Origin of the sequence: Chryseobacterium culicis (assembly GCF_002979755.1) — a bacterium.
GTDB lineage: Bacteria > Bacteroidota > Bacteroidia > Flavobacteriales > Weeksellaceae > Chryseobacterium > Chryseobacterium culicis_A.
In genome coordinates this window covers 1-15,583 of the sequence record NZ_PCPP01000002.1, presented here as the reverse complement: position 1 = coordinate 15,583, position 15,583 = coordinate 1, and the positions used below count along the sequence as shown (strand labels likewise).

10 protein-coding genes are annotated in these 15,583 nt (G+C 36.1%); 4 read left to right on the top strand and 6 right to left on the bottom strand.

Features of this window, described 5'->3' with window-relative positions:
- The 5 genes from CQ022_RS13065 to CQ022_RS13045 form a co-directional block, all read right to left on the bottom strand.
- Window positions 1-2,160, bottom strand: coding sequence for a TonB-dependent siderophore receptor (locus CQ022_RS13065; protein ID WP_105682814.1), 2,160 nt, complete (start codon window positions 2,158-2,160; stop codon window positions 1-3).
- Window positions 2,161-2,192: 32 nt separating this feature from the next.
- The gene (locus CQ022_RS13060; protein ID WP_105682813.1) at window positions 2,193-4,382 is read right to left on the bottom strand and encodes a TonB-dependent siderophore receptor; all 2,190 of its coding nucleotides are present in this window, start codon (window positions 4,380-4,382) and stop codon (window positions 2,193-2,195) included.
- A 151-nt stretch (window positions 4,383-4,533) separates the two neighbouring features.
- Window positions 4,534-7,608 carry a preprotein translocase subunit SecA gene (gene secA / locus CQ022_RS13055; protein WP_105682812.1) on the bottom strand — a complete coding sequence of 1,025 codons (3,075 nt, stop codon included), beginning with the start codon at window positions 7,606-7,608 and terminating at the stop codon, window positions 4,534-4,536.
- A gap of 124 nt (window positions 7,609-7,732) precedes the next feature.
- Window positions 7,733-7,954 (bottom strand): DUF2795 domain-containing protein, encoded by a 222-nt coding sequence (locus tag CQ022_RS13050; protein WP_002662059.1) that lies wholly within the window; start codon window positions 7,952-7,954, stop codon window positions 7,733-7,735.
- 136 nt (window positions 7,955-8,090) lie between these two features.
- The gene (locus CQ022_RS13045; RefSeq protein ID WP_105682811.1) at window positions 8,091-9,119 is read right to left on the bottom strand and encodes a GDP-mannose 4,6-dehydratase; all 1,029 of its coding nucleotides are present in this window, start codon (window positions 9,117-9,119) and stop codon (window positions 8,091-8,093) included.
- 89 nt (window positions 9,120-9,208) lie between these two features.
- Here CQ022_RS13045 and CQ022_RS13040 point away from each other — a divergent pair, with 89 nt between their 5' ends.
- Window positions 9,209-10,006, top strand: coding sequence for a DUF2797 domain-containing protein (locus CQ022_RS13040; protein WP_105682810.1), 798 nt, complete (start codon window positions 9,209-9,211; stop codon window positions 10,004-10,006).
- A 31-nt stretch (window positions 10,007-10,037) separates the two neighbouring features.
- Complete coding sequence (locus CQ022_RS13035; protein WP_105682809.1) at window positions 10,038-12,689, top strand: hypothetical protein; 2,652 nt, start codon at window positions 10,038-10,040, stop codon at window positions 12,687-12,689.
- Between the two features lie 105 nt (window positions 12,690-12,794).
- On the opposite strand, the gene CQ022_RS13030 is transcribed toward CQ022_RS13035, so the two are convergent.
- Complete coding sequence (locus CQ022_RS13030; protein WP_105682808.1) at window positions 12,795-13,145, bottom strand: hypothetical protein; 351 nt, start codon at window positions 13,143-13,145, stop codon at window positions 12,795-12,797.
- Between the two features lie 175 nt (window positions 13,146-13,320).
- Between CQ022_RS13030 and CQ022_RS13025 the strand changes: the two genes are divergently transcribed.
- Together CQ022_RS13025 and CQ022_RS13020 are read left to right on the top strand one after the other, a co-directional pair.
- Window positions 13,321-13,515, top strand: a complete 195-nt coding sequence (locus tag CQ022_RS13025) for a hypothetical protein (protein WP_034693837.1) — start codon at window positions 13,321-13,323, stop codon at window positions 13,513-13,515.
- Window positions 13,516-13,638: 123 nt separating this feature from the next.
- The gene (locus CQ022_RS13020) at window positions 13,639-14,685 is read left to right on the top strand and encodes a PA0069 family radical SAM protein (protein ID WP_105682807.1); all 1,047 of its coding nucleotides are present in this window, start codon (window positions 13,639-13,641) and stop codon (window positions 14,683-14,685) included.
- The last annotated feature ends 898 nt before the right edge of the window (window positions 14,686-15,583 follow it).

The following is a 15,583-nucleotide window of genomic DNA, read 5'->3' as shown; positions in this document are numbered from 1 at the left end:
TTAAAATTTATATCCTATTGATAATCTCCAGTTACGCGGAGCATTGTAGATCCAGGCATATTCGCCGGCATCTCCTCTGTAACCGCTGTAAAGCTTTTTGTTAAGGACATTATTCAACATTAGATTGACATCGAATTTTTTAGCAACATAGGAAACCCCGAAGTTGGTATCAAAATAATCCGGAAGACTTTGATCTTTCGCTGCATTTACTCCAAACCAGGATTGTCTTCCTCCCTGATACTGGTACCCTGCTGAAATTCCGAACCCTTTCATAAGACCATTTTCAAATCTGTAGTTTACCCAAGTATTTTGTACATTTTTTGCATTCCCCGGAGACTGAATTCCAATTCTTGTAGGATCTGTGTCTTTGATGGTCTTTGCATCTGTATAAGCATAGTTGATAATAATGTTCAACCCTTTGATGATTTCTCCTTTGATATCGGTTTCAAAACCTCTTGCTCTTTGCTCACCTGAAGCAACCTGAAAAGGAACCCCTCCATTTTGTTCTTTAAGTCCTGCTACAAGAATATTTTGCCTTCTGATTTCATATACTGAGAAAGTAGAGTTCCATTTTCCTCCGAACCAGTCTTTCTTTAAACCGAATTCGATATTCTGTCCTTTGAAAGGATCTGTAATCTGTGTATTATTAATTCCAGTTCCGGATTGTGGTGCGAAAGTTTTGTCATAAATTCCATAAACAGAGAAATCGTCCATGATTGAATAACTAATTCCTACTCTCGGTGTGAATTCTCCTGCTTTATTTCTTTGAACAACATTTCCAGGTGAGTAATACGGATATCCTGCGTAAGAAGTACCGCTTGTATATCTTCCTGCTAATGTTATTCTTAACTTATTGTTAAACATTTCAATCTGATCCTGAGCATAGTACGAAGTATATTTTACCCCTTCATCATCATAAAAAGGTGCAGATGGATTTAATGTATAAAAGTCAGAAGAAGGAAGTTTTGAAGGATCTACCCCATAGTTTACATTGTAAATATCAATTGGGAATGGTCCTCCTGCAAAAGATGAGAAATCTGCATTGTATTTTCTATCTCCGTAATCAAATCCTGCAATTATTTTATGAACAATATTCCCTGTATTAAGGGTTCCTCTCACATAGGTCTGGAAAATATGATTTTTTCCTTTGGCCTGCCAGTTGCTTAATGTTCTGTTTAAAATATTTTTATTGGCTGAATCAAAAGTTCCCCACCATGAGCCTCCGTCATAGTTCAGATCCATATAAGCATACTGCGTGCTCCAAACCCAGTCTTTGAAAAGCTTCTGATCTAAACTTAAGAATAAACTCTGATCTTTTACCTCTGTTTTTTTGAAATTAGGATCATTAAAGTTGGTATGTACATTCAATGAAGCATATCCGTCATTAGACATCAGATAAGCTCCCGGCTGATTGAATTTTAAATACTGATAGTTATATTGAGCGGTAAATGTCGTGGTCTTTGTAGGTCTGAAAGTAATGGAAGGAGCAACAATAATTTTGCTTGTTTTATCATTTTCAACCCATGAATTATTAGAGCTACCCATTAAATTAATACGGTAGTCTAAAACACCGTCTTTTACAAGTACTCCGTCCAGATCAGCTTCTCCTCTGAAAAGATTATAACTTCCCGTTGTGAAACGTACACTGTTGGCAAACTTTCCGGTAGGTTTTTTAGTTACCACATTATAAAATCCGGCTGGATCTCCCATAGAACCCATAAATCCGGCTGGTCCTTTTACAAACTCTATTCTGTCAATGATAGAGGCATCAGGATTGATTGGTCCCCAGGTTGAAGATACATTCATCCCATTCATAAAAGTAGCAATACTGGCTCCTCTCATGAAAACATTGGAGTATACATTATCCCAGTGTTCTACCTTTCTTGCTCCACTTACGTTACGGACAATTCCTTCCGACATGTTCAATGTAATCTGATCAGCAAGAACCTGAGAACTTACAGACTGTACATTTTGAGGAAGTTCAAGAATCGGAGTCTGGATTCTCAATGAACCTGAAACTTCATTCAGTTTGTATTTCTGATAATATCTTCCGTTAACAACTACTTCTTCAATATCGTTGGATTTGATGGTGTCTTTTTTTTCCTGTGCAAAACTTAACATGGTTGTTAATAATGCAGCTCCTATTGTTATTCTTTTCATTGTTTATAAGGGGAATAATTTATTCTAACAGTTTAAAATTTATAAGTAAAGCTTCCTAATACATTAGCAAGTGGCTGTGCATTAGCCGTTGTATATCCGTTCCAGTATTTTTCGTTCGTGAAATTGTCTACTTTTACACCGACTCTGAATTTTCTGGCATCATAAAATACGTTGGCATTCATGACTAAGTATTTTGGAAGGATGAAGGTTCCCATCGTCGTTGAGTTGACAATCTTGTTATCGCTGGCATAGTTTCCTCCAACCCCGAATCCAAGACCTTTTAAGTTTCCGTCAAGGAACTGGTAACTAGCATTGAAGTTAACTAACCACGGAGATGATGCAGTGGAAGGTCTTCTTCCCATTACGGTTTCATCAGCTTCCGTATATTTCATATCGTTGTAGCTTACTCCGGCGATTACGGAGAAACCTTTGATCAGATATGCATTTGCTTCTAATTCAACACCCTGGCTTGTTAATGAACCTGCCTGTCTTTGAATGGCTCTTCCTAATGATGTATATCCCACATTAAGAAGTGTATTTTTTACTTTGATATTGTAATAACTCAAAGTTGTGCTGATTCTTCCTTTGATAAGGCTGGCTTTAAACCCACCTTCAAATTGGTTTGCTCTTTCAGGATCTGATAAGGTTACATTAGAGTCTGCATCTGAAATATAGTATCCATTGCTTGTAAAGCTGTTTTGATAATTCCCGAAAACAGATACTTTGTCCTGAATAATCTGATAAACAATTCCCAATTTTGGAGACCATGCTCCCTGGGTATATGCTGCTGTTGCAATTTGTCCCGTTTGACCTCCTTTAAAATCTACGCTTTCATATCGTAAAGAGGTAAGGATATTAAGTCCTGCAACAGGTGTAATTACGTTGGAGATATAACCACTGTAAACATCTTTTTTACCTGTACTGATATAGGTGTTATCACGATCAAAGTTGGGGCTGCTTTGTAGAGTCTGGTACTTTGTTGCCAGTGTCTGGCCATTCATATTTGAATAATCTGCAGCGTTGAATGGTACCCAATCAAACTCAGTAAACATAAAGAACTGGTTATCATTCATTCTCATATAATCAAAACCCGCTACAGTTCTGTTCCTTACACTTCCGATTTTAAAATCTGAATTGAAGTTTTGCTGAAGTTGGAAATACGTTCTTTTGCCGTCTTTGGTTGACTGGTCTGCTCTTGCTACTCCAATTTCTGAGCTGTTGGCTGGATTGGGTGCAAAATAAAAATATGGATTGAAGCCATCAGAATATGAGTAGGAAGTACTTACGTTGGTCGATGATTTGATAAAATCATTGATTTTATAATTTACCTGCCCAAAAAAGTTTCTGGCTTTAGCTGTTGTTTTAAGATCATTCCCTGTATAGGTTTGTTTGTAGTCGTATCCCAGTTTCTCCATTTGGTCCATATTGTCGGCTCCAAGCTGTGATCCGGGGAAATAAAAGAAAAACGACGTTTCAGGATACGCATTGGTCTCAAGCATTTCCAATTCTGCATTGATCTCTAGTTTGTCTGTTGGGCGATATGTAAGAGAGGGAGTAAATGCATAAAAAGAATTTTTAGCATTCGTTCTTTGGAAAGTTCCCTGGTTGGTGTAAGCAGTGTTTAATCTGAATAGTAATTTTTTATCAGCAGTAAGCGGTGCATTTACGTCAGCCTGTACTCTATAGTAATTATAACTACCTCCTGCTAAAGAAACAGCTCCACCAAATGTTTCATAAGGTCTTTTGGTAATTCTGTTGACAACTCCTCCGTAAGAAGTTACATTACTTCCGAATAATGTTGCTGAAGGCCCTTTTAAAACTTCAATTCTTTCAATATTAATTGCATCCATTGAAGTTGTAATAGGAGCTACCATTCCATTTCTGATAGAGTTTCCGGCTACAAAACCTCTTAAGTTTAGATAAATTCCTCCATCTCCTGCTCTGTTGGTAGCACTCCACATTTTTTGTGCACCAGCCACATTTCTGAAGGCATCATCTACTGTAAAAATTAATTGGTTTTCTAAAATTCCTTTGCCAATGGATGAGTATACTTGTGGATCCTCTATGGCTTTAAGAGGCATTTTGTTAGAATAATCACTGTCTTTCTTAACATATGTATTGATAACTACTTCGTCAATGCTTTTAGTGGTTAATGAATCTTTTTTTTGGGCAGAAACCAGCATTGTTCCCAGTGCAGAAGCACAGATCAGTACATTTTTCATGAAAGTCAAATTTTCTGCAAATATATTATTTTTAACTGTTCTAAATAAATAATGAAGTTGATATTTATCATAAAATTATTATATACTGAATAATAAAAAACCGCTCTAGCCAATGCCAGAGCGGTTTTTGTATGATTTTATTAAATTTTTCTTACGCTGGAATTTCTCCTTTGTATAAGAAAGAAATAATTTCTTTGTTTAGTTTGTCAATCATTTCACTGAATAAGTGGAAAGATTCCTGCTTATAGATTACCAATGGATCTTTCTGCTCGTAAACAGCTCCTTGTGAAGATCTTCTCAAGTCGTCCATCTCACGAAGGTGAAGCTTCCAGTTTTCATCAATAATTGATAATGTGATGTTCTTTTCGAAATCGTTCACTAAACTTTCACACTGAGTATCGTAAGCTTCTTTAAGGTCAGCTACAATAGTCATTGTTTTGTGTCCGTCTGTGAAAGGAACCTGGATCATTTTGAACATTGAACCTTGATTTTGGTATACATTCTCAATGATTGGGAATGATTTTTCTTTCAATAAGTTCAGCTTCATTGCGTAATCTTCCTGAGCGGCCTTGAATAAGATATTGGTCAGATCCGGAATGGTTTTATTATTAAAATCATTTTGGGAAACCGGGGATTCCATGGTGAATGTTTTAATAATTTCATATTCAAAATCCTTATAACTTCCAGAAGCTTTTCCTTTCGCAACGATAGAATTAGCAACATCGAAAATCATATTCGTAATGTCATATTTCAAGTGGTCTCCGAATAGAGCGTTCTTTCTTCTCTTATAGATTACGTCACGTTGTTTATTCATTACGTCATCATACTCAAGAAGTCTCTTTCTTGTTCCGAAGTTATTTTCTTCTACTTTCTTCTGAGCTCTTTCAATAGACTTACTGATCATAGAGTGCTGAATAACTTCACCTTCTTTATGACCCATTCTGTCCATCATTTTAGCGATTCTTTCAGAACCGAACAAACGCATTAAGTTATCTTCAAGAGATACATAGAACTGCGAACTTCCCGGATCTCCCTGACGTCCCGCTCTACCTCTTAACTGTCTGTCAACACGTCTTGAATCATGTCTTTCAGTACCGATAATGGCTAAACCTCCGGCTTCTTTTACTTCTTTAGAAAGCTTAATATCCGTACCACGACCTGCCATGTTGGTTGCGATTGTTACAACTCCTGGCTGTCCTGCACCTGCTACAATTTCCGCTTCTTTCTTGTGAAGCTTCGCATTCAATACCTGGTGTGGAATTTTTCTTAATTGAAGTGCCTTTGATAATAATTGAGAAATCTCAACAGAAGTTGTACCTACCAAGACAGGTCTTCTTGCTGCTGTTAGTTTTTCAATTTCTTCAATTACGGCGTTATATTTTTCTCTGTTGGTTTTGAAAACCAAATCTTGTTTGTCATCTCTTAAAATAACACGGTTGGTAGGAATTACTACAACGTCTAATTTGTAGATCTCCCAAAGTTCTCCAGCTTCAGTTTCAGCAGTACCCGTCATCCCCGCAAGTTTGTTGTACATACGGAAATAATTCTGAAGGGTAACCGTTGCAAAAGTTTGAGTCGCTGCCTCAATTTTTACATTCTCTTTCGCTTCAATCGCCTGGTGAAGACCGTCTGAATAACGTCTTCCTTCCATGATACGACCTGTCTGCTCGTCAACGATTTTTACTTCACCATCAATCACTACATATTCATCATCTTTTTCAAATAACGTGTACGCTTTCAATAGCTGGCTCATCGTGTGAACTCGCTCAGATTTTTCAGCAAAATCAGAGAAAAGTTTTTCTTTAGCTTCAAACTCTTCTTCTTTAGATAAGTTTTTAGCTTCTACTTCAGCAATCTCAGTTCCGATATCCGGAAGTACGAAGAAATTGGAATCAGAGTTTCCTTGAGACATGTATTCAACACCTTTGTCTGTAAGGTCTACCTGATTGTTTTTCTCCTCTATAACGAAGTAAAGATCTTTATCTACGATCGGCATATCACGGTTGTTGTCCTGCATATATTGCGCTTCAACTTTCTGAAGCAATGCTCTGTTTCCGCTTTCCGATAAGAATTTGATTAATTGTCTGTTTTTTGGAAGACCTCTGTATGCCTGAAGTAATTTGAATCCTCCTTCTTTTGTATTTCCAGCAGCGATTAATTTTTTTGCTTCATTGAAAATAGCAGAAACCGTTTTCTTTTGTACTTCAACAATTCTGTCGATAGAAGGCTTAAGAATATCAAATTCTTGTCTGTCTCCCTGAGGAACCGGACCAGAAATGATCAATGGTGTTCTTGCATCATCTACCAATACAGAGTCAACTTCATCCACGATTGCAAAGTTCAGTTCTCTTTGTACCAGTTCTGAAGGTGATGTCACCATGTTATCTCTCAGGTAATCGAAACCGAATTCGTTATTCGTTCCGTAGGTAATATCTGAGTTATATGCTTTTCTTCTTCCGTCAGAGTTCGGTTGGTGGTTATCGATACAGTCGATAGACATACCATGGAACTGATAAAGAGGACCCATCCATGCAGAGTCTCTTTTTGCCAGGTAGTCGTTCACGGTTACAACGTGTACCCCTCTTTCAGGAAGTGAATTTAAATAAATAGGTAATGTTCCTACCAAAGTTTTACCTTCACCGGTTGCCATCTCGGCAATTTTACCGCTGTGAAGAATAACTCCTCCGATAAACTGAACATCATAGTGGACCATATCCCAAACTACAGGAGTTCCGGCAGCGTCCCATGAGTTTTTCCAAACAGCTGTGTCTCCCTGAATACTAACGAAATCTTTTCCTGCAGCAGCCAGTTCTCTATCCCAGTCACTAGCCGTTACACGGATTTCTCCATTCTGAGCCCATCTTCTTGCCGTTTCTTTGATCAATGCAAAAGCTTCGGGAAGAACCTGAACCAGAACTTTTTCTTCAATTTCGTATGATTCTTTCTTTAAAGACTCAATTTTTGAGAAAAGAGCTTCTTTTTCGTCAACGTTTGTTGAATTTTTTATCTGCTCTTTTATCTGTTCTATTTGAGCTGTAATCTTGCTGGTTGCAGATTTTATATTCTCTTTAAACTCAGCCGTTTTTTGTCTCAACCCATCATCTGACAATTGTTGAATGTTAGGTTCTACAGCTCTGATTTTTGTTACAACTTTTTTTACTTCTTTTAGGTCCTGCGCTTTTTTGTCTCCCAAAAACCCTTTAAGAACTTTGTTTAAAAAACTCATAAATTTTTTGCTTTATGCTTAATGCAAAATGCTTTAAGCGTTTTAAATAACACTTATCGTGTAAATTAATATATAAAAAAGGGCAAAAAAGCTCTAAGCACGCAGCCTAAAGCTCATCGCTTTATTAATATTCGTCCTCGTTCCAAAGGAAATCCTCGTCAGTAGGATAGTCACTCCATACTTCTTCGATAGATTCATAAATTTCTCCTTCGTCTTCGATTGCCTGAAGGTTTTCTACTACTTCCATAGGTGCACCAGTTCTGATTGCGTAGTCGATAAGCTCTGCTTTTGTCATTGGCCAAGGTGCGTCACTTAAATATGAAGCTAATTCTAATGTCCAGTACATAATTTTCTAATTTTTTGCAAAAGTATAAAAATAGGTTGTATAATAAACTTTTTTATACTTGATTTTCAATTCTTTTTATAATTTTTTCTTATAAATGGCTGTCACAAACTGGCAGGCAGCTGTGTCAGTAATTTACTTAATGTCGTTTTCTCAAAAACCATTCCACAAATTTTTTTATGCCATTTTGGAAGTCTGTGGCCGGTTTGTACCCTACTAAATCCTTTGCTTTTGTAATATCGGCATTCGTTTTTGTGACATCTCCCGGCTGCATTGGCAGAATTTTTTTGATGGCAGTTTTTCCCAGTGCCTTTTCTATAGTGGTCACCATTTCAGATAAAGATACCACCTGGTTTTCACCAAGATTAAGAATTTTATACACTCCGGAATGGTTTTCCAAATAGAGGATTGATTTGGTAATCCCATCAATGATGTCATCGATATAGGTGTAATCTCTGGCAGTATTTCCATCACCGTAAAAAGGGATTTCCTGATTTTCTGAAATAAGTTTTACAAACTTGTGTATGGCAAGATCTGGCCTTTGTCTCGGTCCATATACTGTAAAGAACCTAAGCTGGATCATATCTATATGGTATAGATTATGGTAAACATGACCTATAATTTCCCCACTTTTCTTTGTTGCGGCATAGGGTGAAATAGGATTGTCTACATTATCTGTTTCTGAAAAAGGAATTTTTTCATTATTTCCATACACGCTTGAAGAGGAGGCACAAATAAACTTTGTAATCGTAAACTCTTTACACAGCTCCCAAAGATTCATTGTACCCCGTACATTTACTTCTTCATATTCCAAAGGGCGCTCAATGGAAGGACGTACACCAGCAAGGGCTGCCAGATGAATCACCATGTCAATAGGATGAGTCTTAAAGATTTCTTCAAGACCTTTTTTATCACGGATGTCCTGCCAATAGAGGGAATATTGATCAGAATGGGTGAGGGAAATCAAACGCGGAATATCAACCTCTTTATCCGAGAATTCAAAATCCGAATTTTTACCGATTGACTCTAAAGTATTTTTAATTTTTACCTGATAGTCATAGAAATCATCAAAATTGTCAATGTTTATGACAGAATGTCCATTTCCTAATAATCGTTCAACTAAATGGGAACCGATGAACCCACTACCGCCTGTTACAAGATAAACCATTTGTATTTTTTATTAGCACAAAAATATAAATTTTACTTTTTGAAAAATATAATCATTAAATTTACTTAAAAAAGTAATATAAATATAATATGCAGTTTCAAGGGCAAATTTTAAAAATGACAAGCTATGATGCTAAGCCAATCCAATACTACCTCAATCTTTCAGGAGATCTGATCCATATGAATGAGCTGTTTGGGAAGGAGTTAAGCATAAAACATACAGGATTTCAATGTGTAAATTGTGGTGAAAATAAACCGATTTACAGAATGGGATTCTGCAAAAGCTGTTTTTTTGAGAGTCCATATGCCAGTGATACCATTATCCGACCGGAGCTTTCTACCGCACATTTAGGGGTTGCAGAACGTGATCTTGAGGTTGAAAAACAAATTCAGCTTCAGCCGCACACTGTTTATCTGGCATACACCGGAGATGTAAAAGTAGGGGTTACCAGAAATACACAGATTCCTACAAGATGGATTGATCAGGGTGCAACTTTTGCATTACCTATTGCGAGAACCGAGAACCGATATGAAGCGGGAATGATAGAAGTCGCTTTAAAAGAGCATTTAGCAGACAAAACCAATTGGAGGAAAATGCTTCAGGATGATTTTGAAGGGGAAGTGGATCTTGCAGACTTCAGACAGAAAATCAAGGAATATTTCCCTGAAGACTTTCAGAAATTTTATAGTGAAGGTGAAGAATTGTGGAGTTTTGATTACCCTTTTGAAAAGCCGGAAAAAGTTTCTTCGTTTACTTTAGATAAAAAACCGGAATTCACAGGAAGGCTTACCGGTATTAAAGGACAGTACCTTGGATTTGAAGGAGGAAACTTTATCAATGTAAGAGGACATGAAGGATATGTGATCGATCTGGAAATCAGGAACTGATCAATATAAAAATAAAATCAAATCACAAAATATGGGAAAATGGGTTAAAAGACTATTAATAAGTTTCGGAATCCTGGTAGGAATTCTTCTTGCTGCGAATTTCGGACTGAATGTATGGCTTAAAACCCAGCTTCCGGAATACATAAAAAAGAATACAAACTATAAAGTTTCCTATAAAACGCTGGATGTTGATCTGGGAACAGGAAATATTTTAACGACGGGAATTTCAGTTAACAGTAAAGATCCTCAAAACACAGACGTTATCGGTTTGCAGGGGACTATTGACACTTTGAAGATAAGCCGTTTCGGAATTTATGATGCTGTTTTTAATAAAAGAATAAGCTCTTCAGATTTGTTGCTGGCAAAACCTGTTTTAAATATCATTCTTGCAAAACCTATTGATCGCAAAAGCGGAAAGAAAAGAAATCCGGTTTTATTTGAAAATATCAGAATCCATGAAGGTAAAATTGCTGTTTTCCGACATACCAAACAAAAATTTCTATCAGTACAGCAATTGGATCTGTTTGTAGAAAATTTACAGATGACGGAAGAATCTGTAGAAAATAAACTACCCATCGTTTTTGATAAATACAGCATTAAAGGAGAAAAATTCTTTCTCCGTCCAGATGAAACATATGCTGTTACCATCAGTACTATAAATACAAGTAATGGGCAGATGGCTGTTGAGAATTTCAGGCTGACTCCGCTGCTTTCTTTTGCACAGTTTAAAAAGTTTTATCCTAAAAAAGCCCAATTATTTGAATTTGCAGTTCCTAAAATGGATTTTACAGATGTCACTTTAAACAAAAATAAAATTTCACTTACGAATGCAGGCTTCCAGAATCCAGTTCTGAAAGTCTATAATACAGGAGTAAAAAGTAAAAAAGCTGAGAAAAAATCAAATTTTGAGATAGATTTAAAAAATATAAAGCTGAATAATGCCATAGTAAACGTTAATAAACCGGATGGGAACAATCTTTTGTCTGTAGGAAGTCTGACAGTAAATATCAATCAGCTGATGTTTAATAAAGAAACTTCTGAACAGGTCATTCCTGTAGGGTACAAAGATTTTACTATTGCAGGGAGAAATATTGAATACTCCAATGCTCATAATATCACAGTAAGAAGCTTTGCGCTGAAGCCTGCCAATGGTGAGATCTGGGATCTTGTATTGACATCAGGTCATCCTACAACAGGAAAAGCCGCGGAAGATTTAAAAACAAATCATATTGCTTTTAATATCAATAAACTGGAATTTATTGATAAAAAACTCAATGTTGATCTTAAGGATCTTCTCGTAGAAAATGTAAATGGTACTTTTAGAGCAGGTGAAAAAACAAATAATAAATCTGCCGGGCCCGGTATTATTAATTCTGTTATCATAAGAAAAACATCCTTAAAAAACTCAAACATTACTTATGATAAAGGAAAACAGCCTTTGACTTTCCATGATCTTAATGCAACGGTAAATAATATTGAACTATCACCTAAGCCTAATCAAACCGGACTGTCCTTCAAAGTGAAAGACTATTATATTACCACCAGAAACCTGGCTTATAAAACACAGTTTTACAACATGAGCCTTGGGCTTCTTAAGCTGAATAAAAATAAAATACAGATTACCAATTTTGCCATGAAACCTCTTGTTTCGAGAGCACAATTTATCAAAATGATACCTGTTGAAAGAGACCTTTATGACCTGAAAGCCGGACAAATACTGGCGGAAGGAGAATGGGATCTTTTTTCTTCCCATAAAATGGTGAGGGCTTCCCACGTAGGCATTGAGTCTGCAAATGCCAATATTTTCAGAAGTAAAATCCCGAAAGATGATCCAAAAGTAAAAGCATTGTATTCAAAAATGCTGCGTTCCATCAAAATCCCTATGACGATTAATACTCTTGACCTGAAAAACTCAGTATTGGTATATGAAGAAGATACCCCGGAAAGTATGGGGCCGGGAAAACTGACATTCAGTAACTTTAATATGAATGTCAAAAACCTGAATTCAGCTAAAATAAAAGGGAAACCCACTAAAGTGGATATTAAGATCAATTGCTCTTTCATGAATCTTTCACCGCTTTCCGTAAACTGGAGCTTTGATGTGGCAGATCAGAAAGATGCCTTTGCTATCTCAGGAAAAACGACCAATCTTCCTGCCAGCGGAATCAATCCATTTATCAGGCCATATCTTCATGTGACAGCTACTGCGGGAACCATTCAGGAAATGCTCTTTAATTTTAAAGGAAATCCTGCCGGACTACACGGAACTTTTAATATGAAACATAAAGATTTGAAAATTGCAGTCCTGAATAAGAACAATCATGAGAAAAAAGGTTTCCTGACTGCGGTTGCCAACGTTTTTCTAAAATCAAATTCAGGAAGCTTTCCAGACGCTGTTACCGTAGAAAATGTAGAACGTGATCCTACAAAGTCTTTCTTTAATCTCTTCTGGAGAGGAATTGAGCAAGGGCTCAAGAAAACACTGATTGGTAAAAATGTAGAAAAAACAGAAAAGACCGTGAAAAATGCCGTTTCATCTGTAAAAGAAATGAAACAATCCGTAAAAGAAATAAAACAGGAAATTAAAAATAAAAAAGAAACACCCCAACCTGAAGAAGAAAAAAAGGAAAAGAAAGGTTTTCTGAACAATATATTCAGGAAAAAGGAGAAATCCGAAGAATAATTCATTAAACCATTAAGATAGAATTGTTGACTGTTAGTGAAGCTTTACAATCTTTTAATTAAAAACAACCTTAATGGTTTAAAAAATTAATATATGATAGAGTTGTTAAAAATTGAATTCGTCACTTTCCTGAATAGGGATGTCTCTTAAAAACTTATCAAATTCTTCACCCGGATAATTGCTGTCTGCTCCATAAGAATCTATAATCATTCCACGGTTTCCGGCATTATCTTTTACCACATACAGTACTGCATTATCATCAGGATTGCTGTCGCCTTCAAAACGATATGTTTTTAAAATCACCAACTCAGCAGGCTGATAAACTTTCTCAGAATTTTCAAACTTCATTTCGCACTTTTCATTCATTCTGAATTCTCTCTGAATTCCTCTCTCAGAAAGTGTTTTCATAACTTCACTTAAAGTTGTCATTCTATCAAAGTTCTCTGAATTTCCCATAATACTATTTTTGTTGTTAAGTACAATAATTAAACCATTGCAATCCCTAAATATAAGAAAAATAGCAAATTGTAATTTCCTTAAAAATAAAGTTTAATGTTAACAAAATTTATAATTTAAAAAAATAAAATGGGTATACTTTTTGCAATGGTATCAATAATAAATCAAAGAAAATATGAAAAAAGAAGTTGGAGTTTTACTGGCAGGGGGAGTTGGTCTTTTGGCAGTATTAAGTTTAATCAGCATAAAAAAAATATTGACAAAAAAAGATAAAAAATATAGTGATTCCTATTCGGATTATCACAGACACTTTGATGAAAAGAACCACGATGATGAAACTCACGGAGTGGAATTTTACGCAGTGAAGTAGTAAAAAAATATATTTAATTATGTTTAAATCCAACGCTTTTGAAAGTGTTGGATTTTTTTTGTGGAAAACTTTAATGTTAAAACTCATTATTTTATAAAAATTCCATTCTAATTTTACATCATAATGCAAAACGAAAATTTCATAAAAGGTCAGGGTGCTCAGCGGAACGTGGTCAATCGTTTCGACAGGTATACTTATGAGCCGGAAGATGAAGATTTCGAAACAGTAAAAACCTCTTTCACGGAAGTGTTTCCCAAAACCATTGTAAATCAGGTTAAAAGCGAAGACCTTCCGATGGAATATTCTATGAATCCTTATCAGGGATGTGAACATGGCTGCTCTTACTGCTTTGCAAGACCTACCCATGAATATTGGGGATATAGTGCCGGAATTGACTTTGAAAGAAAAATCATGGTGAAAAAAAATGCTCCCGAATTACTGGAAAAGTTTTTTCAGAAAAGAGGTTATAAAGCTGCCCCTATTTTGCTGTCCGGAAATACCGACTGTTACCAACCAGCCGAAAGACAGTTTGAAATTACCAGAAAATTACTGCAGGTTTGTCTTGATTACAGACATCCTGTCAATATTCTGACAAAAAATGCACTGGTACTGAGAGATCTAGATATTTTAAAACCCATGGCAGAACAGAATCTTGTTTCCGTTTCCCTAAGCATTCCCACAATCAATGAAGAACTGAGACGTAAAATGGAGCCAAGAACAAGTTCTGCGAAAAATAAATTAAAAGCCGTCGAAATTCTTTCCGAAAACAATATTCCTGTACATGTAATGGTGGCGCCTATCATTCCCGGACTCAATAGTGATGAGCCGCTGAATATATTAAAAGCAATTTCTGATGCCGGAGCTTCCGGGTTCGGATATACGCTGGTTAGATTAAATGATACCGTAGAACCGGTTTTTGTTAACTGGATTGAAGCCCATTTTCCAGACAGAGCACAAAAAGTCCTCAATCTCATCCGCTCCATGCGAGGTGGGAAGCTGGGAGATAAAAGATATTTTGAAAGACAAAGAGGAGAAGGGAATATTGCTGAAATGATTCACACTACCTTTAAGATTGGCAGAAAGAAGTTTTTTGACGGGAAAGAATTTCCAAAACTGTCCACCACCAACTTTACCGGAACCCGGGATCAGCAACTGAGATTGTTTGATTGATTATTACTTTTGAAAACATCCTCCTGTTATATAATATATAGGATAAATAGAGTTTCTTTCCGGTATTATTCCAGTAAATATTCTTTCGAAATCAGTTTGCTATCGATATATCATTATATATAGTATAGATATATAGTATAGCATTTGTTTTTTAGGAGCTATTTCCTGCTATCCATTTCTACTCCTCGCGCCTGCACGCTCCCACGCTCAGCCCCGGTGACTCTCCACTCCAAGCTGCGGGGTAACCATTCCTATCAGGGCTAGGGGAGAAGAGGGGAATGAATATAAATGATGAATGATGAATTATGAATTCGGGGCTTGGGTTTTGAGTTACGTGTTTCGAGTTTTGTGTTCTGTATTTTGATATTTGATTTCCGGATTTTCAGGCTTTGTGTTATTACTATCCATATTCTATATTATCATCATCAGTATTTATATACCATAAGAACATGCTTTATCCTGTTTTCATTACATGCGCTTTTTTGTATACTATATTATAATTATATCCATGATCCTCTGTGTGAATCTGTGCCATCTGTGGGAAAAAATCACAATGCATCCTAACCAGTACCCATTCCCATTATAACAATATTCAATAGAAACGGGCTTTAGCCCGTTTTATCAAAAATATTCCTTTCCTATGGCTTTAGCCAAAACTTACTCTTTATCTATTATATATAATATAGAAGACACCATACCTTCCATTACCCATTACCCATTACTCATTACTCATGATTCCCCTATGTATCCGTCTCTCCAAACAGATGTTTAAAATTTTTCTCACTTTGTTTCAGCGGCTTAGGACTTAAATATGAACAGAAGGTAACATTTATGTTAAATAAAGTTGTTTTGCGTTGTTATAAGTTGTTATCTTTGCCCCACTGAAAAACGAGAGTAG

Excerpts from the sequence above, each read along its gene's own strand:
- CQ022_RS13030 (WP_105682808.1), bottom strand. The coding sequence starts at position 13,145 with ATGGGAAATTCAGAGAACTTTGATAGAATGACAACTTTAAGTGAAGTT.
- CQ022_RS13025 (WP_034693837.1), top strand. The coding sequence starts at position 13,321 with ATGAAAAAAGAAGTTGGAGTTTTACTGGCAGGGGGAGTTGGTCTTTTG.
- CQ022_RS13060 (WP_105682813.1), bottom strand. The coding sequence starts at position 4,382 with ATGAAAAATGTACTGATCTGTGCTTCTGCACTGGGAACAATGCTGGTT.
- CQ022_RS13065 (WP_105682814.1), bottom strand. The coding sequence starts at position 2,160 with ATGAAAAGAATAACAATAGGAGCTGCATTATTAACAACCATGTTAAGT.
- secA (WP_105682812.1), bottom strand. The coding sequence starts at position 7,608 with ATGAGTTTTTTAAACAAAGTTCTTAAAGGGTTTTTGGGAGACAAAAAA.
- CQ022_RS13020 (WP_105682807.1), top strand. The coding sequence starts at position 13,639 with ATGCAAAACGAAAATTTCATAAAAGGTCAGGGTGCTCAGCGGAACGTG.
- CQ022_RS13040 (WP_105682810.1), top strand. The coding sequence starts at position 9,209 with ATGCAGTTTCAAGGGCAAATTTTAAAAATGACAAGCTATGATGCTAAG.
- CQ022_RS13035 (WP_105682809.1), top strand. The coding sequence starts at position 10,038 with ATGGGAAAATGGGTTAAAAGACTATTAATAAGTTTCGGAATCCTGGTA.
- CQ022_RS13050 (WP_002662059.1), bottom strand. The coding sequence starts at position 7,954 with ATGTACTGGACATTAGAATTAGCTTCATATTTAAGTGACGCACCTTGG.
- CQ022_RS13045 (WP_105682811.1), bottom strand. The coding sequence starts at position 9,119 with ATGGTTTATCTTGTAACAGGCGGTAGTGGGTTCATCGGTTCCCATTTA.